Source organism: Mycobacterium dioxanotrophicus, from assembly GCF_002157835.1.
GTDB lineage: Bacteria > Actinomycetota > Actinomycetes > Mycobacteriales > Mycobacteriaceae > Mycobacterium > Mycobacterium dioxanotrophicus.
In genome coordinates, this window is sequence record NZ_CP020809.1 from 687369 (window position 1) to 704263 (window position 16895).

At 67.2% G+C, this 16895-nt stretch carries 16 protein-coding genes; 6 read left to right on the forward strand and 10 right to left on the reverse strand.

What is annotated here, in order from left to right; genetic code table 11:
- Window positions 1-541 precede the first annotated feature (541 nt).
- The 3 genes from mftM to BTO20_RS03175 form a co-directional block, all read right to left on the reverse strand.
- Window positions 542-1420, reverse strand: coding sequence for a mycofactocin oligosaccharide methyltransferase MftM (gene mftM, locus BTO20_RS03165; protein WP_087073308.1), 879 nt, complete (start codon window positions 1418-1420; stop codon window positions 542-544).
- 232 nt (window positions 1421-1652) lie between these two features.
- Window positions 1653-2330, reverse strand: a complete 678-nt coding sequence (locus BTO20_RS03170; RefSeq protein WP_087073310.1) for a class I SAM-dependent methyltransferase — start codon at window positions 2328-2330, stop codon at window positions 1653-1655.
- Window positions 2331-2349: 19 nt separating this feature from the next.
- Entirely contained in the window at window positions 2350-3819 is a 1470-nt protein-coding gene (locus BTO20_RS03175; RefSeq protein WP_087073312.1) for a glutamate--cysteine ligase, read from the reverse strand.
- Between the two features lie 61 nt (window positions 3820-3880).
- Here BTO20_RS03175 and BTO20_RS03180 point away from each other — a divergent pair, with 61 nt between their 5' ends.
- Window positions 3881-5017 carry an acyltransferase family protein gene (locus BTO20_RS03180; protein WP_087073314.1) on the forward strand — a complete coding sequence of 379 codons (1137 nt, stop codon included), beginning with the start codon at window positions 3881-3883 and terminating at the stop codon, window positions 5015-5017.
- Here the strand turns inward: BTO20_RS03180 and BTO20_RS03185 are convergent.
- On the reverse strand, window positions 5014-5754 hold the full coding sequence (locus BTO20_RS03185; protein WP_087073316.1) for a class I SAM-dependent methyltransferase: 741 nt from the start codon (window positions 5752-5754) through the stop codon (window positions 5014-5016). The two genes, BTO20_RS03180 and BTO20_RS03185, sit on opposite strands and share 4 nt — an antisense overlap.
- 173 nt (window positions 5755-5927) lie before the next feature.
- Here BTO20_RS03185 and glpK point away from each other — a divergent pair, with 173 nt between their 5' ends.
- Window positions 5928-7409 (forward strand): glycerol kinase GlpK, encoded by a 1482-nt coding sequence (gene glpK / locus BTO20_RS03190; RefSeq protein WP_232491189.1) that lies wholly within the window; start codon window positions 5928-5930, stop codon window positions 7407-7409.
- Window position 7410: 1 nt separating this feature from the next.
- On the opposite strand, the gene BTO20_RS03195 is transcribed toward glpK, so the two are convergent.
- The 4 genes from BTO20_RS03195 to BTO20_RS03210 form a co-directional block, all read right to left on the reverse strand.
- Window positions 7411-8091, reverse strand: a complete 681-nt coding sequence (locus BTO20_RS03195; protein ID WP_087073321.1) for a hypothetical protein — start codon at window positions 8089-8091, stop codon at window positions 7411-7413.
- A gap of 4 nt (window positions 8092-8095) precedes the next feature.
- Window positions 8096-8974: an oxidoreductase gene (locus tag BTO20_RS03200; RefSeq protein ID WP_087073323.1), complete on the reverse strand. Its 879-nt coding sequence runs from the start codon at window positions 8972-8974 to the stop codon at window positions 8096-8098.
- 33 nt (window positions 8975-9007) lie between these two features.
- Window positions 9008-9739, reverse strand: coding sequence for a PadR family transcriptional regulator (locus BTO20_RS03205; RefSeq protein ID WP_087073325.1), 732 nt, complete (start codon window positions 9737-9739; stop codon window positions 9008-9010).
- A gap of 90 nt (window positions 9740-9829) precedes the next feature.
- Window positions 9830-10345: a PadR family transcriptional regulator gene (locus tag BTO20_RS03210; RefSeq protein ID WP_087073327.1), complete on the reverse strand. Its 516-nt coding sequence runs from the start codon at window positions 10343-10345 to the stop codon at window positions 9830-9832.
- Window positions 10346-10403: 58 nt separating this feature from the next.
- On the opposite strand from BTO20_RS03210, the gene BTO20_RS03215 reads away from it, so the two are divergent.
- Genes BTO20_RS03215 through BTO20_RS03225 form a run of 3 tightly spaced genes read left to right on the forward strand, consistent with a single transcriptional unit; the run spans window position 10404 to window position 13319 of the window.
- Window positions 10404-11714, forward strand: coding sequence for a carotenoid oxygenase family protein (locus tag BTO20_RS03215; RefSeq protein ID WP_087073329.1), 1311 nt, complete (start codon window positions 10404-10406; stop codon window positions 11712-11714).
- A 15-nt stretch (window positions 11715-11729) separates the two neighbouring features.
- The gene (locus tag BTO20_RS03220; protein ID WP_087073331.1) at window positions 11730-12107 is read left to right on the forward strand and encodes a hypothetical protein; all 378 of its coding nucleotides are present in this window, start codon (window positions 11730-11732) and stop codon (window positions 12105-12107) included.
- 9 nt (window positions 12108-12116) lie between these two features.
- The gene (locus BTO20_RS03225; RefSeq protein WP_087073334.1) at window positions 12117-13319 is read left to right on the forward strand and encodes a cation:proton antiporter; all 1203 of its coding nucleotides are present in this window, start codon (window positions 12117-12119) and stop codon (window positions 13317-13319) included.
- A 2-nt stretch (window positions 13320-13321) separates the two neighbouring features.
- Here BTO20_RS03225 and modA read toward each other — a convergent pair whose 3' ends face one another.
- The gene (gene modA, locus BTO20_RS03230; protein WP_087073336.1) at window positions 13322-14098 is read right to left on the reverse strand and encodes a molybdate ABC transporter substrate-binding protein; all 777 of its coding nucleotides are present in this window, start codon (window positions 14096-14098) and stop codon (window positions 13322-13324) included.
- Window positions 14095-14502 carry a TOBE domain-containing protein gene (locus BTO20_RS03235; protein ID WP_087073338.1) on the reverse strand — a complete coding sequence of 136 codons (408 nt, stop codon included), beginning with the start codon at window positions 14500-14502 and terminating at the stop codon, window positions 14095-14097. The genes modA and BTO20_RS03235 overlap by 4 nt, the downstream gene beginning before the upstream one ends.
- Before the next feature lie 1066 nt (window positions 14503-15568).
- Between BTO20_RS03235 and glnT the strand changes: the two genes are divergently transcribed.
- Window positions 15569-16885 carry a type III glutamate--ammonia ligase gene (glnT, locus tag BTO20_RS03240; RefSeq protein ID WP_087073340.1) on the forward strand — a complete coding sequence of 439 codons (1317 nt, stop codon included), beginning with the start codon at window positions 15569-15571 and terminating at the stop codon, window positions 16883-16885.
- Window positions 16886-16895: the final 10 nt, after the last annotated feature.

A 16895-nucleotide genomic window follows, 5' to 3' on the forward strand; every position in this document is an offset into this window, starting at 1 on the left:
CTGCGGGGCGACACGCCGCTGCGTGTCGGCATTTTGTGCACGCTCGGAAGGGGCGACCGACATGACGCCCAATCGGCGGCCGCGGGTCGAACTCTATGAAACGGGCATGCTCGACGTCGGCCACGGAAACCGGGTCTATTGGGAGACTCGGGTAACCAGGACGGTCTGCCTGCTGTGGCGTTGCGCGGTGGACGTTGCCAGGGCTGCGGTCGACCTGAGCACCAACACCACAGATCACCCGATCGCCGACCTGGAACTACTGCGCTCCCATCTGGGTGTGGATCGCTGGGTCGTGGTGGGCTGGTCATCGGGACGACGTTGGCGCTGGCGTACACCCGCCGACTCCGCGATACCACGCCCGAATTCCATGGGACATGAACCGGGGGGAGTGATTGGCGCGCTTGGCGTTCAGGCATTCGATGGCTTTGCAGCGTTTCGAGCACATCCACCTGACGGCGAGTGTGACAGTACTGCTGGTTAGGCACGGCGTGTCGCGGGACAGACGCGCACGCTCGCGGTGCTGGGTGCTGGGTGCTGGGTGCTAAAGGTCCAACACCAGCCAGCCGCCGTGGTGGTCGGCCACGGTGACGTGCACGCCGGGTTGAAATGTTTGTGCTTGCTCGCCGAGCCGAACCAACTCGGCGATGTCGAAGCTGCGCACGTGCCCGTAGCAGGCCTGCGGTTGCACCTCGAACGGCACCGCGATCACCACGCGGCGGCGAGCCACGCGCAGCGCTTCGGCGAGTACGCCGACGCCGGCCGCGGCGGGCACGTGCTCGAGCAGATGCAGCGCGGTGACCGTGTCAGCGGCATTGTCGGGCAACGGAACCCGCGCAGCGTCGCACACGAGGGTCTGCACCGGGCGCTGGATCCGGACGCTGACCCGGTTCAGCAGGTCCATGGTGGGAGCACTGAGATCGCTGGCTGTCACATCGAAGCCGTCACGGCGTAAGCGGAGCGGGAAGAACCCGAAGCACGAGCCAAGGTCCACCACCCGTCGACCGGCAATCAAACCCACCGCTCGGCGGTGCACCGGCGCGAACGTCGCGTTGCCGTCCTCGAGCGCGGCAAGCGAATTGCGGTAGAACCGCACCCAGGCCGGTAGCCCGCCGTCGATCGTGGACCGCACGACGCCGGTGAAGACCCGCTCGAAATCCGCTTGGCCGCGCAGTATCCCGCCGAGTTGCTCGGTCAGTAACACGGCGAGTTCGTCGGAGAGTTCGGCGGGGGTGAGATCGTGTTCGACGGTCAGCGAATCGCCGCTGCGCCGCGCGCAGAACCGCGCGGTGCACAGGGTGTGGGCATGGGCCCGGTGGGGTCCGCGCCGACGCCGCACCTGGACCCCGGCGGCGCTCCAGCTGCCGCGCGGCGCAGTGGCGAGCGGGTCGAACTCGCCGCGGTCCAAAAGCGCAACTGTCATGCCAACCAACGCTATTGGTGGATATCCGCTCGCGCGCGCGCCAACCGGGTGGGATTGTGGGCCGACCGGGCGGGAGCGTCACTACCCGGTCGGCCAGGAGAGAAAGAGTGGAAGTTCGGTCAGCCGTGACGTGCCGGCAATACGTCACGGTCGCCGAGGCGCGCATGTGACGAAAATGCCGACACCTCACGGCGTGTTGCGCGGCAAACACGCACGCTCGCGGAGCTGAGCCTCAGCCCTTGTGGGCGGTCAGCAGAAAGGCCGGGAACTTGACACGGCCCTTCTCGTCTTGATCGTGCGGCAGAGGCTCGACCGGGGTGCCCGGGATGGCCGTCGCGTTCGCGTGGATGAACGCCGGACGGATCTCGTCGATCACCCAGTACTGGGACACCGCGGCCCGCAGTTCGTCCTCGTCGACCTCGTTGGGCTTGGTCTCAAGCCCGTCGGGGAACGCGCCCTTGGCGAATACCAGCACGTAGTACGCGGCGCCGGGAGCCGAGGCCCGGTGGATCGAACTCAGGTAGCCGTCGCGTCCCTCCACGGGCAGTGAGTGGAACAGCGTCGAGTCGACCACGGTGTTGAACCGGCCGTCGTAGCCCCGGAACGACGTGATGTCGCCCTGCACGAAGCTGGCGGCGCTCAAGTTGCGTTCCTGGGCGGTGCGGTTGGCCGCGGCGATCGCCGTCGGGCTCAAATCCATGCCCACCACGGTGTAGCCGTCGGCGGCCAGCGCCAGCGACAGTTCCGCGTGGCCGCAACCGGCGTCGAGCACGTCACTGCGGAACTTCCCGGCTCGGTGCAGCGCCGCCAACTCGGGCTGCGGCTCGCCGATGTTCCAAGGTGGCGGGCCCTCGAATTCACCTACACCCCGATAGGCGCTGTCCCAATCCAAAACCTGATCAGATGCCATGCAATCCAACGTACGCGAGTCATTCCCAGCTGTGGACGGGCTCGTTACTGTGCATCCACTGGACGTACAGCCGTAACATTTCGGCCAACGCCTGGGGCCGGGACACGCCGCCTTCTTCGATTTTCTGCACCGTCGCGACCTGCCATGCCGCACCGGTCTGCCCGGTTTTCGCGCGTCCTTCGATGACCCCCAGATAGCGGTCGCACACCTCGGCGGCGACACCCCAGCGGCGCAGCCCTTCGTGCGCCATCGGCAGCAGCTGGCGGAGCACCAGTTCGTCGGGCGTCACCTCGCCGAGCCCGGGCCAGTAGAGCCGGGCCTCCATGCCGTGCTGCGCGGCCGACTCGAAATTGTGTTGTGCTGCGGCGAAACTCAGCTTGGTCCAGATCGGCCGGTCCTCCTCGGACAGGGTGCGCAGCAGGCCGTAGTAGAACGCCGAGTTGGCCATCATGTCCACCACGGTCGGCCCGGCGGGCAGCACCCGGTTCTCCACCCGCAGGTGCGGCATGCCGTCGACGACGTCGTAGACGGGGCGGTTCCACCGGTAGATGGTGCCGTTGTGCAGCCGCAGCTCGGGCAGTCGCGGGGCGCGGCCTGCGGCCAGCACGGCCGCCGGATCCTCGTCGGACAGCTCGGGCAGCAGCGAGGGGAAGTACCGGACGTTCTCCTCGAACAGGTCGAAGATCGAGGTGATCCAGCGCTCGCCGAACCACACCCGCGGCCGCACCCCCTGGGTCTTGAGTTCCTCGGGCCGGGTGTCGGTGGCCTGGGTGAACAGTTCGATGCGGGTCTCGGCCCACAGCTGGTGGCCGAAGAAATACGGCGAATTGGCGCCGACGGCCAGCTGCGGGCCGGCCAGCACCTGCGCGGCGTTCCAGTTGCGGGCGAAATCGGCGGGGGAGACCTGCAGATGCAGCTGCATGCTGGTGCAGGCCGATTCCGGGGCGATGGACGCGGCCTGCAGCGAAAGACGCTCCGGGCCGGCGATGTCGATCGTCATGTCCTCGCCGCGGGCAGTGAAGATCGAGTCGTTGAGGGCCTGGTACCGCGTCGACTCGCTCATCCAGCCCGCCGAAAGATGTTCGGGCATAAGCGTCGGGAGGATGCCGACCATCACGATGTGGGTGCCGTTCTGGTTGGCCTTGATTTCCGCGGCGTTGAGGCTCTCCCGGACCTCGATCTCCAGTTCCAGCGCGGCGCGCCCCGGCAACGGCCGTGGCGGCACATTGAATTCGATGTTGTAGGCGCCCAATTCGGTTTGGTAGGCCGGATCGGCGATGGAGGCCAGGACGTCCTGGTTCATCATCGCCGGCTGGTAGGCGTTGTCCACCAGGTTGCATTCGATCTCCATGCCGGTCAGCGGCCGCTCGAACTCGAAGCGGGACTGCGCCAGCATGGTTTCGAACACGTCGAGGCAGAGCTGCACCTTGCGGCGGTACTGCTGCCGATGCGCCCGGGTGTACTCGGTACTGCTGACCTCTTCGCCCACACGCCGATGCAACAACGTCGGGGATCGCGTGCGCAGGAAAATTGCGTAATAGGCTCGCCAATTGTGTGCCCGACAAGCTGACGAGGATCAGGGCGGGCTCGAACAGGTCGGCAGCATCGACCGGATCGCCGCGCTGACCGGGGTGCGGGCCCTTGCCGCGATGGCGGTGATGGGAACCCATGCGTCCTACGGCACCGGGCTGCTCACCCACGGCTATGCCGGACTCCTGGGCGCGCGGCTGGAGGTCGGGGTGCCGATCTTCTTCGTGTTGGCGGGCCTGTTGCTGTTCCGCCCGTGGGTGCGGGCCGCAGTGGATGGCGGCGCGGGGCCGTCGGTCCCGCGTTATGCCCGGAGCCGGTTCCGCCGGATCGTGCCCGCGTATGTGGTGACGGTGCTGGTGGTGTACGGGATCTACCAGATGCGCCCGGTGCACCCCAACCCCGGGCACACCTGGACAGGCCTGCTGCGCAATCTGACCTTGACCCAGATCTACAGCGACAACTACTTCACCGCCTACCTGCACCAGGGCTTGTCACAGATGTGGAGCCTGGCCGTGGAGGTGGCGTTCTACGCGGTGCTGCCGTTGCTGGCCTACCTGCTGATGCTGCTGTGCCGACGCCGGTTCCGGCCGGTGCTGCTGCTCGCGGGCCTCGTGGTGGTGGCCGCGGTGAGCCCGGCCTGGCTGGTGATCCTGCACAACACCCACTGGCTGCCGGTCGGCGCGGGAACGTGGCTGCCGCACTACCTGGCGTGGTTCGCCGGGGGCATGATGCTCGCCGTGCTGGCAGCCATGGGCGTGCGGTGTTACGCGCTGGCAGTGCTGCCGTTGGCGGTGGCCAGCTATCTGGTGGTGTCGACGCCGATCGCCGGGCGGACCACCGCCGTCACGCTGACCCTGTCCGAAGACGTATCGAAGACGGTGCTGTACACCGTGATCGCCACGTTGATCGTGGCGCCGCTCGCGCTGGGTGATTGCGGTGAGTACGCCCGGCTGATGGGCAGCCGGCCACTGGTGTGGCTGGGGGAGATCTCCTATGAGATCTTCCTGCTGCACGTGGTGGTCATGGACCTGGTGATGGCGCTGGTGCTGCGGTGGCCCGTCTACACCGGTTCGGCCGTCGTGCTGTTCGCCGTCACGCTGGCCGCCACGGTGCCACCGGCCTGGCTGCTGCACCGGTTCACCCGGCCGCGACGCTAGCCGCGCCGCGCGATCACGATCTGGGGCAGCGTGAGCCCGCTGCGCAGTTCGACCTCGATGTTCCGGTCAGCGTGCAGGGCGAGGCTGCGCAGCGCAGAGGGACTGTAGGAGCGCAGCGAGCTGATGACGCCGTCGTGGATGAACGGAACGAACGGCGCGGCAGGCAGCATCGCCGCGAGCCGCAGCAGATGCAGCGGGGCGGGCGGGCGCGGCAGGTCGATGATCAGCAGCGTGTCCGCGACGCGGGTGCCCTCGGCGAACACCCGGGACGCCTGCGCGGGAGACAGATGATGAAACGACAGCGCGAAGACCGCCAGGTCGAAGCTGCCGTCGGCGGCGTCGATCGCCGTCGCGTCGAGTTCGCGGACTTGCGCGCGGGGATGGGTGCCGAGCTCGCCCGCGGTCAGTGCGCGCACCGACGCCCGGTCGACGTCGGAGACGGTGACGCGGGCCGACGGATGGTCGTGCAGCAGCTGACGTGACAGTCCGCCGTGGCCTGCGCCGAGCTCAACAATCCTTGGGTCGGGCACGTCGGCGACCAGGTCCAGGGCGATGGCGGCAAACTTCTCGTGGTTGCGGAAGAACCGGCCGGTCCAGTCCAGGGCGTCGATGACCTGTTGCCTGCGCGCAGCCGCACCGTCGTCGCCGTCGCCGTCGGCGTCGCGGTCGATGTACTCCGACCGCTCGGTCTGCAGTAGCCGGTCCAGACACGACGCGTCGTAGCCGCCGCGCGGCATGCGCTCGATACCGGTTTTGTCCGACGTGCCGCGAGTACGAAGAGAATCAGCTCCGGGTGCCACGTAAGCCATGATGGACGTTTCGGAGGGTAGGAGCGACAGCGACTCGGGAAAGGACCACTGTGGCCGATTTCGTCGCAGCCATCGACCAGGGGACCACCAGCACCCGCTGCATGATCTTCGACCACGCGGGGGCCGAGGTGGGCCGCCACCAGCTCGAGCACGAGCAGATCCTGCCGCGCGCCGGGTGGGTCGAGCACAATCCGGTGGAGATCTGGGAGCGCACCGCGGCCGTCATCATGACCGCGCTGAACAAGACCCAGCTCTCCGCGGTGGACCTCGCCGGGCTCGGCATCACCAACCAGCGCGAGACCACGCTGGTGTGGAACCGTCACACCGGCAGGCCGTACCACAACGCCATCGTGTGGCAGGACACCCGCACCGACCGCATCGCCGCCGCCCTGGACCGCGACGGCCGCGGCGACGTGATCCGGCACAAGGCCGGGCTGCCGCCCGCAACGTACTTCTCCGGCGGCAAGATTCAGTGGATCCTGGAGAACGTCGACGGGGTGCGGGCTGCCGCCGAGAACGGTGACGCGATCTTCGGCAACCCCGACAGTTGGCTGGTGTGGAACCTGACCGGCGGGCATCGCGGCGGCGTCCACGTCACCGACGTCACCAACGCCAGCCGCACCATGCTGATGAACCTGGAGACCCTCGACTGGGACGATGAACTGTTGTCGTTCTTCGGGATTCCGCGGCAGATGCTGCCCGAGATCAAGCCGTCGTCGTCACCCACCCCGTATGGTCTGACCCGCGCCGACGGGCCGCTGGCCGGTGAAGTGCCGGTGACGGGCATCCTCGGTGACCAGCAGGCCGCGATGGTCGGGCAGGTGTGCCTGAATGCCGGCGAGGCCAAGAACACCTATGGCACCGGCAATTTCCTGTTGCTCAACACCGGCGAGAAGATGGTCCGGTCGGAAAACGGCCTGCTGACCACGGTGTGCTACCAGTTCGCATCCGCGGATGGCACCCCGGCGAAACCCGTTTACGCCCTGGAGGGTTCGATCGCGGTGACCGGGTCGGCCGTGCAGTGGCTACGCGATCAGCTCGGCATCATCAGCGGTGCAGCGCAGAGCGAGTCGCTGGCCCGGCAGGTCACCGACAACGGTGGCGTGTACTTTGTGCCGGCGTTCTCGGGACTGTTCGCGCCGTACTGGCGCTCGGACGCGCGCGGCGCCATCGTCGGGCTGTCGCGGTTCAACACCAACGCGCACGTGGCCCGCGCGACGCTGGAGGCCATCTGCTACCAGAGCCGCGATGTGGTCGACGCGATGGAGGCCGATTCCGGTGTGCACCTTGAGGTTCTGAAGGTCGACGGCGGTATCACCGCCAACCGGTTGTGCATGCAGATCCAGGCCGACGTGCTCGGTGTGGACGTGGTCAAGCCCGTGGTCGCCGAGACCACCGCGCTCGGTGCGGCCTATGCGGCCGGGTTGGCGGTCGGGTTCTGGCGCAACGCCGACGATCTGCGCGCCAACTGGCAGGAAGGCGAACGCTGGAGCCCGCAGTGGGATGACGATCAGCGCTCCAGCGGGTACGCCGGGTGGCAGAAAGCCGTTGCGCGCACGCTGGATTGGGTCGACATCGACTGAGTCACCGGGGCGGCGGGCAGGTCATCAGCAGACCCTTGAGTTCGTCGTAGTACTGCACGCCCAGCATCGCGTGGCGGCCCTTGTCGTTGGTCCGCTCGGCATCGGCGATCTGGCCGGCCAACTCACCCAGCCGGCGGGCATGCTCGGCGGCCTTGCCGGAGGTCACCTGCTTGGCCTGCTCGTCGATCACCTTGGCCCACTCGTTGAAGTCGCCGACCGTCGGGCCCTGGTTGGCGGCGAACGACGGCAGGATCAGGCCCGAGCTCGCCCGGCTGGACTGCACCAGCGGTTGCGCCTGGCGACAGCCCTTGCCGGCGATGTAGGTGAATGTCACCGATGCGGCGACGACGACGACAGCCAGGGCTGCCGCCGCCACTGCGAGCCTCTGGGTGCGGGGTTCGGCATCGGGAACTCGCCTGCGCCACATCACGTGACCGAGGATCACGGCGGCCATCGCCAGCACCGACAGCAAGCTGGCCTCGAGCAGATTCCCGGCACCGGATGCCGAGTTGGTGGCACCCAAGGCCGCCAACGCGGCGAGCAACACCAGCAACCACTGCCAGAATCCACGCCGACGCTCGTAGGCGTCGACATCGCGGAACTGGATGCCGATGGTGGCGCCGGCCGCCGCCAGCACGGCCACGAGGGCGGGTACGACGTATGCGGTGATCTCTTCGGTCATGCCCCTACCCGCCCAGCCCGTCGAGCCGGCTCTTGATGTCGTCGGGCAGCGATATGCCCGCCACCGCAAGGTTCTCCTCGAGGTGCGCCGGTGATGACGTTCCCGGAATCAGCAGTACGTTCGGCGCGACCGACAGCATCCACGCCAGCACGATCTGTGCGGGCGTGTGGCCGAGGTCGGCCGCGGCCTGCCGGACGGTGTCGTTGCCGAGCACAGGGCTGTTCGGATCGAAGGCCGAGCCGAGCGGGAAGAACGGGACGAACGCGATGTCGTGCGCGACGCAGAGTTCCAGGACCGGCGCAGCGCTGCGGTCGACCAGGTTGTAGGCGTTCTGCACACATGCGATTTCGGTGTGGCCCAATGCGATCCGAAGATGATCAGCGGAGATGTTGCTGAGGCCTATACCGTCGATCAGACCTTCGTCGCGGGCCGTGATCATCGTGGTCAGTTGCCGCTCGAACAGGTCATGGTCGACTGCGGTGGGGACGCCGATGCCGTCGCCGTCGTGGACGCGCAGGTTCACCGCGGCCAGGCGGTCGGCGTCGAGCGTCTGCAGGTTGTCCTCGATGCCGCGGCGCAACTCGTCCGGGTCTTGGGCGGGTAGCCACTGCCCTTGCTCGTCGCGGCGGGCGCCGACCTTGCTGACCAGTGCGAGGTCGGACGGATACGGGTGCAGCGCGGCGCGGATCAATTCGTTGGCGACGGCGGGTCCGTAGAACTGTGCGGTGTCGATGTGGTTGACGCCCAACTCGACTGCCCGCCGCAGCACCGCCAGAGCCTGCTCGCGATCTCGCGGCGGGCCGAACACGCCGGGCCCGGGCAGTTGCATGGCACCGAACCCGACGCGCGACACAGCGAACGAACCCAGGGGGAAGGTCTGCATGCCGGTCAGCCTACGCAGACCGTCCCCGTCGGCTTACTCCTCGCCGAGGATCTGATAGATCTCGCGGCGTGCGCCGTTGACGATGTCGAGGATGCGCTGCTGCTGCTCATCGCCGGCGGTGTGCACCGACTGCGCGACGGCACCCATCAGCTGCCCGATGGCGGCGCGCAGGTTGACGGCATTGGGGTCGGCATCTTCGGCGATGGCGTCCCAGGGGGCGGTCTCGATCTGATCGGCGGCCGCGCGGCCGTCGTCGGTCAGCTCGAAAGTCTTCTTGCTGCCTTCGCTTTCGGCCGCCGGGGCGATCAGGCCCTCGTCGACGAGCAGTTGCAGGGTGGGGTAGACCGAGCCGGGGCTGGGCCGCCACAGGTTGTTGCTGCGCTCGGCGATCTGCTGGGTCATCTCGTAGCCGTGCATCGGGCGCTCGGTGAGCAGCTTGAGGATCGCGGCACGGACATCACCGCGCCGGCCACGGCCGCCGCCGCGTCCGCCTCGGCCTCGGCCGCGGGGCCCGCCGCCGAACCCGGGACCGAAGCCCGGACCGAACCCGGGGCCGAAGCCGAAGCCGGGGCCGAAACCGGGACCACCGAAACCGCGGCCGAACGGGCCGTGATGGCCTGCGGACTCTTCGCGGACGTGATCGCGGAACTCACGGCGGGCGCGGCGCCGCTCATCATGCAGGGCCCGACGATCGCCGGGGCCGAAGCCGAAACCGAAGCCGCCGGGGCCGAAGGGGGGATTGGGGGGTGTGAATGGGGTGTTCATGGGTGAGGTTCTCTCTTTCGACGGGAAGCGCCATATGTGCTTCCGATACATTAACGATATATCGGAAGCTATCGCGATGCAACGGTCGATTTAGCCGCGTTCGTCGAGGCGGGTGACCACCCACTTCGCCCACTGCACCTGCATGGCGTTGAAACGCAGGCCATAGACCAGTGCCGCATGCCCGAACGGATCGTCCTCGATGCAGGGGATCGACGCCTCGAGCTCTTTCAGTCGTTCGATCTCCGCGGTGGAGTGGTCGGCCAGCGCCAGCAGGTGCTCGCGGGCCTGGTCGGAAGGCAGTTCGCCGAGCAGGAAGACCCGCAGCAGTTCGGCGCTGCGCTCGGGCGGGTCGTCGGCCGGATTGCGGATCCATCGCATGAGTTCGTCGCGGCCTGCCGCGGTGACCCGGTACTCCTTGCGGCCGCGCGGACCGATCTCGGACACCTCGATCAGGCCTGCCGTGGCCAGCTTGTTGAGCTCGCCGTAGAGCTGGCTCTGGGTGGCCGGCCACACGTTGGCCATCGACTTCTCGAACCGTCTGAGCAGGTCGTATCCACTGCCGGGGTGCTGCGCCAAGAGCCCGAGCGCGGCCATTCGCAAACTCATGCCGACAGCTTATCGTCCACTATTGACATGTCAGAAGTGGAATGTCACCGTAGATGGCATGACCTCAGCCCTGCCCATCGGCGAAACCGACTTTTTCCGGCGCGGCAACTACGCGCCCGTCGCGGACGAACTCACCGAATACGACCTGCCCGTCGAAGGCGCCATCCCGCCCGACCTGGACGGCTGGTATCTGCGCAACGGACCCAATCCGCGCCAGGCGACCGCGCACTGGTTCACCGGTGACGGGATGATCCACGGCGTCCGCATCGAAGACGGCGCCGCCAAGTGGTATCGCAACCGCTGGGTGCGCACCGACAGCTTCATCGAGGACTTTCCGCTCTACAACGCCGACGGCAGCCGCAACCTTCGGGCCGCGGTCGCCAACACCCATGTGGTCAACCACGCCGGCCGGACCCTCGCCCTGGTGGAGAGCTCGCTGCCGTACGAGATCACCAATGAGCTGGAAACGTTGGGTGCCTACGACTTCGGCGGCAAGCTCGTCGATTCGATGACAGCGCACCCGAAGATCTGCCCCACCACGGGCGAACTGCATTTCTTCGGCTACGGCAGCATCTTCGAGCCCTACGTCACCTACCACCGGGCCGACGCCGCAGGCGAACTGACCGTGAACCAGCCCGTGGATGTCAAGGCGCACACCATGATGCACGATTTCGCGATGACCTCCGGGCACGTCGTCTTCATGGACCTACCGGTGGTGTTCGACCTCGACGTCGCCATCAAGGGCGAGGGCGACATGCCCTATCGGTGGAGCGACGACTACGGTGCCCGCTTCGGCGTGATGCGCCGCGACGACCCCACCGCACCGATCCGCTGGTTCGACATCGACCCGTGCTACGTCTTCCATGTGGCCAATGCCTACGAATCGGGCAATTCAATTGTGCTGCAGGCAGTTCGGTATCCAGAACTATGGCGGGACAACGGCGGGTTCGACGCCGAGGGTGTGCTGTGGGAATGGCGCATCGACCTGAGCGCCGGGACTGTCGCCGAGCGGCAACTCGACGATGCCGGCGTCGAGTTCCCGCGCATCGACGACCGGCTCGCAGGCCTCGATGCGCGCTACTCCGTGGCGGTCGGCTCCAACGGCTGGATCCGCTACGACCTGGCCACGGGCACCGCGGTGCGCCACGACCTGGGGTCCGGCGGCCCCGGCGAGGCGGTGTTCGTGCCCGGCGCCGGCCCGGCCGACGAGAGCAACGGGTGGTACCTCGGTTACGTCTACGATCCCGAGCGCGACGGCAGTGATCTGGTGATCCTCGATGCCTGTGACTTTGCTGGGAAGCCCGTGGCGAAAATCGCGCTGCCGCAGCGTGTTCCCTACGGATTCCACGGCAACTGGATCAGCGGATAAGTAACGTATCGGGCCATGGCGGTGAAATGGCTCGACAAGCCCGAAGATCATGATTTCGACGCGGCCGCGGACTACCTGTCGCTGCTGGCCGAGTCCGACGCAGTCGACAAGACGGTGGCGGCGCTGAAGAAGGCGCCGCCCGTCACCCGTAAGGCCAAGGACATTCTGCGTGCGGCGGGACTGGCGCTGCTGCCGGAGACCAACGCTCATGTCCGCGCCGACCTGTTCAAGATCAGCGGCGGCAAGAAGCTGTCGCCGATCCTGTTGGTGCGCGGCGACGGTCGCAAAGGCACGCCGCTGCAGGTGGCCGACGGCTATCACCGGGTGTGTGCGAGCTACCTCACCGATGAGAACACCGGGATCCCGTGCCGCCTGGTCTCGTGGCAATCGTGACGCGCTGACATGGCGGGGATCGGCTTCGGCACGCTCGCCCTGATCGTCGTTATCGGGCTCATCGGCCCGGCGCTGGCGGCCGTGCCGCGGCTGCGGATCCCGGTGGTCATCGGCGAGCTGGGAGCCGGGATCATCTTCGGCAGAACCGGATTCGGCATCATCGACCACGCCGATCCGACGTTCTCACTGCTTGCCAACATCGGCTTCGCGTTGGTGATGTTTGTCGTCGGCACCCACGTCCCCGTGCGAGATACCGCGCTGCACAGTGCGATTCCCAAGGCACTGGCCCGCGCGGTGTTGGTGGGCGCGGTGGCCGCGGTCCTCGGTGTGGTGCTGTCCCGGTCGTTCGGCACCGGCCACGCGCTCATGTATGCCGTGCTGATGGCGTCGTCGTCGGCGGCGTTGGCCCTGCCGGTGATCGACGCGCTGCGGTTGCGGGGCCCGCAGGTGCTGTCGGTAACTGCACAGATCGCCATCGCCGACGCCGCATCGATTGTGTTGCTGCCCTTGGTGATCGACATCCAGCGGGCCCCTCGGGCGGCACTGGGGGCGCTCGCCATCGCCGGCTGCGCCGTCGTGCTGTTTCTGCTTCTGCGCGCCGGAGACCGGGCCGGCTACCGCAAACGTCTGCACCACTATTCCGAGGACCACCAGTTCGCCCTCGAACTGCGGATCAGCCTGATCCTGCTGTTCACCCTCGCCGCCGTGGCCATCGCCACGCACGTCTCGATCATGCTGGCAGGATTCGCGCTCGGCCTGGTCATCTCGGCCATCGGCGAGCCACGCCGGCTGGCCCGGCAACTCTTCGGCATCACCGACGGGTTCTTCGGCCCGCTGTTCTTCGTCTGGCTGGGTGCATCACTGCAGGTCCGCGAGCTCGGTCAGAATCCCGCGCTCATCGTGCTCGGCGCCGGTCTGGGTTTCGGTGCCGTGCTGGCCCACGCCGCAGGCCGGTTGACGGGCCAGCCGTTGCCGCTCGCGGTGTTCTCCGCCGCTCAACTCGGGGTTCCGGTGGCCGCCGCGACGCTGGGCACCGAACAGCATCTGCTGAAGCCGGGCGAGGGGTCGGCGATGATGCTCGGCGCGCTCATCACCATCGCCACGACGTCGGTCGCCGGAGCGCTGGCCGCCCGGTCAGCGGCCGCGAAGCGGCCACCGCCGGCCGGGCCGCCACCCAACGCGCCCCCGGCAGCGGCGCCGCCGACATCCTGAACTCAGGGTTTGGCGAACCCGGCTTTGGCAAGTGCCTTTTGTCCGGCCTCACCCGTGACCAGGTCGACGAAGCGTTGGGCCGCCGCGCTGTGCTTCGACTGCTTGAGCACCGCGATCGGGTAGGTGTTGACGGCCTGAGCGGCTTCGGGGAACGACACAGCGGTCACCTTGTCGCCCGCGCCGGCGGCGTCGGTGACATAGACGACGCCCGCATCGGCTTGGCCCGTGGTGACCTTGTTGAGCACGTCGGTCACGGACGACTCCTCACTGACGGGCGCCAGCGTGACACCCATGGACTGCTCGACCTTCTGTGTCGCCCCGCCGCACGGCACCGGCGGGGCGCACACCACCACGCTGACCCCGGGTTTGGTCAGATCGCGAAATGACGTGATGCCCTTGGGGTTTCCCGGCGCTACCGCGATGGTCAGCGTGTTGGTGGCGAAGTTGACGGGGTTGCCTGCGAGCAGGCCCGCCTGGGCGGCCTTGTCCATGTTGCGCGTGTCGGCCGAGGCGAACACGTCCGCGGTGGCGCCCTGGGTGAGCTGCGTGACCAGGTCCGAGGACCCCGCGAAGGAGAACTCCACGGAGGAGCCAGGGTTGTCGGTCTTGTACTGGTCGGCGATGTCGGTGAACGCCGACTTCAGCGACGCCGCGGCGAACACCGTGATGGCATCGCCCGATGCGGACGAGCTCGGCGACGAGGCGGAGTTGGACTGGCAGGCGGTGGCCACCGCCAGTGCCAGCACGCCGGCGACGGCCAGGGCACGCACACGGGTCATGAGATTCCTTTCGGGGTTTCCACGATCACGGTGGTGGCCTTGACCACCGCGACTGCCACGCTGCCGGGCTCGAGCCCGAGTTCACGTACCGACTGGCTGCTCATGAGCGACACCACCGTCAGCGGCCCGCACTGGATCTCCACCTGGGCCATCACGCCGTCGACGATGACGTCGGTGACCAGCCCGGCGAATCTGTTACGTGCCGAGCTCCCGATGCCCAACGGATCTTTAGGTGCCGCACTGGCATTGGCGCGCGCGAACGCCGCAAGGGCGGCGCCATCGAGCACCTTGCGGCCAGACGCGTCGAGTTCGGCGGTCAATGCGCCGTCATCGATCCAGCGCCGCACGGTGTCGTCGCTGACCCCGAGCAGCTCGGCTGCTTCACGGATCCGGATGTACGGCACGGCGCCAGCCTAACGAGCCCCGTCAGGCCGAACAACCGTATCTGCGGGTAAAACTCCGGCATTTCTCCGCAGGCACGGCAACGGTGTGTCGCTTGGGATCATCCGAAGGCTCTGCAGCGCCGCCTCGGCGTCGTGGGCGGGCCCGCCGCCGGGCGGGCCCAGCCGGACTCGGTCAGGACCGCGGAGTTCATCCGTAACCCCGTCGGCTGGTTAACCAAGATCGACGGTGGTGACCGGAAAGTCGTGCAGGAAGTACAGTCGCGAGGAGTGTGAACGGCGGCTCCGACCGCGCTGTGCGCCGCAGTCCGGCCGCGTCCCGGCATACCGGGTCCGGTTGAGTCGAGATGCGCTGTGGTGCATGATCAATGAAGCTGTGCGACAGCCCACACTGTGGCGCGGGGCACATCCATGCGCGGCTGTGTCCCAAGGCACACCGCCCGAGGGTGGATCAGTGCCCAGTCGCGGCGCAGCGGGATGCCGTAATCCGCCAATCGCGATCTTGTGATAATCGAATCATGTTGTCCACCAAGCAAATTGGTGACAGTTACGCCGCGTGCCAGCCTGCGTCACCGACGGAAACCGACCCCCGCTGGGCCGTCCTCGACTCGCTTCTGACGCGATAAGCGTTGGTGCACAATATGATCCACTCATATCAGAACTCTCGAGGTGGTCCCAGCCGGCGGCCGTCACGGGCTGCACATTGTTTGCTGGCGACGCTCGATGGGGTCCGTCGGGAGGGGTCTGGCGACGCGATTCGAGCCGGTGGGCGGGCGGCCTCCGGCGGGCCTCGCGGGTCGTTGTGTCACCGGCGACCGGCGGGTCCGGTGATTGTGGCTAAACCCAAGGTCAGGCCCGTCTACGTCGGGCCGGCGGGCGCTGTGCTCCCCGTAGACTGGCAGGCGCCCACGTATATCAAACGGTGGCCGGCCACCCGCCGAATCCCCCGCGCTTGGAGCTCCGGCGGGCGGCGGAGAAATTCCCTTGCCCAACGCTCTTGCTCAAACGTTTCGGCGGGTGTTTACTAGCGGTATACGAAGATTCCTACCACGAGACAAGGTGCATAAATATGTCCCCTGACCTCGAACTTGCTACCCTGGCTGAACAGTCAGGAACGAAGTTCATTCTCGCAATGTTTGTTGACTTGCGAGGGAAGCCCTGTGCCAAGCTGGTACCGGTCGAAGCCATCGACGAACTTACCAAGGAAGGCGTCGGCTTCGCCGGTTACGCCGCCGGGGCCATGGGGCAGGAGCCTAAAGACCCCGATCTGATCGCCGTTCCCGATCCGGTGTCGTTCACCCCGATCCCCTTCGTCAAGGAAGGGCTGGCGCTGGTCCACTGCGACGTTTACGTCGAAGGCAAGCTGTGGCCGTACGCCCCCCGCAACATCCTCAAGGCCATGATCAAGCGCGCCGCCGAAGCCGGCTTCGAGCCGTGGATGGGCGCTGAGGTCGAGTACTACCTGCTCAACCGCGACGCTGATGGCACGCTGCACACCGCGGACAAGAACGACCTGGCCGCGAACCCCTGTTACGACGTGCGTGGCCTGACCCGTATGTACGACCACCTCTCGGGCATCTCCAAGGCGATGAACCAGCTCGGCTGGTCCAACTACGCCAACGACCACGAAGACGGCAACGGGCAGTTCGAACAGAACTTCCAGTACGCCGAAGCTCTCGTCACCGCCGACCGCGTCGTGACGCTGCGCTACCTGCTGGCGATGAGCGCCGAAGAACGCGGCATGATCGCCACCTTCATGCCGAAGCCGTTCTCGGACCGCACCGGCAGCGGTCTGCACTTCCACATCTCGCTGACCAGCGGCGGCACCCCGGTGTTCCCGACCGACGAGGATCCCCGTGGCCTCGGTCTGTCGGAGACCGCCTACCACTTCATCGGCGGCATCCTGGAACACGCGAGTGCCCTGCAGGCTGTTATCGCGCCGACCGTGAACTCTTACAAGCGCACTCGTGCGGTTGCGGTGACATCGGGTTCGTCCTGGGCGCCGAACAGCCCCACCTTCGGTGGCAACGACCGCACCCACTACATCCGCATCCCCGACAACCAGCGCATCGAGCTGCGCGGCGGTTGCGGATCGGCCAACCCGTACCTCGCGGCCGCGGCCGCGATCGGTGCTGGCCTTTACGGTGTCGCCAACAAGGTGGACCCGGGCGAGCTGGGGGCGCAGGCTACCCACCGCCCCGCGCTGCCCGCGACGCTGATTCACGCCGTGGAGACGCTGGAGTCCGACCCGGTGATGATGGAGGTTCTCAACGCAGCCGGTGATGGTGTGGCCGAGTACTTCACGAACCTCAAGCGCGATGAGTTTTTCGCGTACCACAGCCAGGTTAGTTCCTGGGAAATCGATCAGTACCTGACGGCATTTTAAGAAGGGAGAC

Bases quoted from the DNA above. Each gene is read 5' to 3' on its own strand.
- mftM (WP_087073308.1), bottom strand. From the start codon at position 1,420: ATGACAGTTGCGCTTTTGGACCGCGGCGAGTTCGACCCGCTCGCCACT.
- BTO20_RS03170 (WP_087073310.1), bottom strand. From the start codon at position 2,330: ATGGCATCTGATCAGGTTTTGGATTGGGACAGCGCCTATCGGGGTGTA.
- BTO20_RS03185 (WP_087073316.1), bottom strand. From the start codon at position 5,754: ATGCCGCGCGGCGGCTACGACGCGTCGTGTCTGGACCGGCTACTGCAG.
- glpK (WP_232491189.1), top strand. From the start codon at position 5,928: ATGATCTTCGACCACGCGGGGGCCGAGGTGGGCCGCCACCAGCTCGAG.
- BTO20_RS03195 (WP_087073321.1), bottom strand. From the start codon at position 8,091: ATGACCGAAGAGATCACCGCATACGTCGTACCCGCCCTCGTGGCCGTG.
- BTO20_RS03200 (WP_087073323.1), bottom strand. From the start codon at position 8,974: ATGCAGACCTTCCCCCTGGGTTCGTTCGCTGTGTCGCGCGTCGGGTTC.
- BTO20_RS03205 (WP_087073325.1), bottom strand. From the start codon at position 9,739: ATGAACACCCCATTCACACCCCCCAATCCCCCCTTCGGCCCCGGCGGC.
- BTO20_RS03210 (WP_087073327.1), bottom strand. From the start codon at position 10,345: ATGAGTTTGCGAATGGCCGCGCTCGGGCTCTTGGCGCAGCACCCCGGC.
- BTO20_RS03215 (WP_087073329.1), top strand. From the start codon at position 10,404: ATGACCTCAGCCCTGCCCATCGGCGAAACCGACTTTTTCCGGCGCGGC.
- BTO20_RS03220 (WP_087073331.1), top strand. From the start codon at position 11,730: ATGGCGGTGAAATGGCTCGACAAGCCCGAAGATCATGATTTCGACGCG.
- BTO20_RS03225 (WP_087073334.1), top strand. From the start codon at position 12,117: ATGGCGGGGATCGGCTTCGGCACGCTCGCCCTGATCGTCGTTATCGGG.
- modA (WP_087073336.1), bottom strand. From the start codon at position 14,098: ATGACCCGTGTGCGTGCCCTGGCCGTCGCCGGCGTGCTGGCACTGGCG.
- glnT (WP_087073340.1), top strand. From the start codon at position 15,569: ATGTCCCCTGACCTCGAACTTGCTACCCTGGCTGAACAGTCAGGAACG.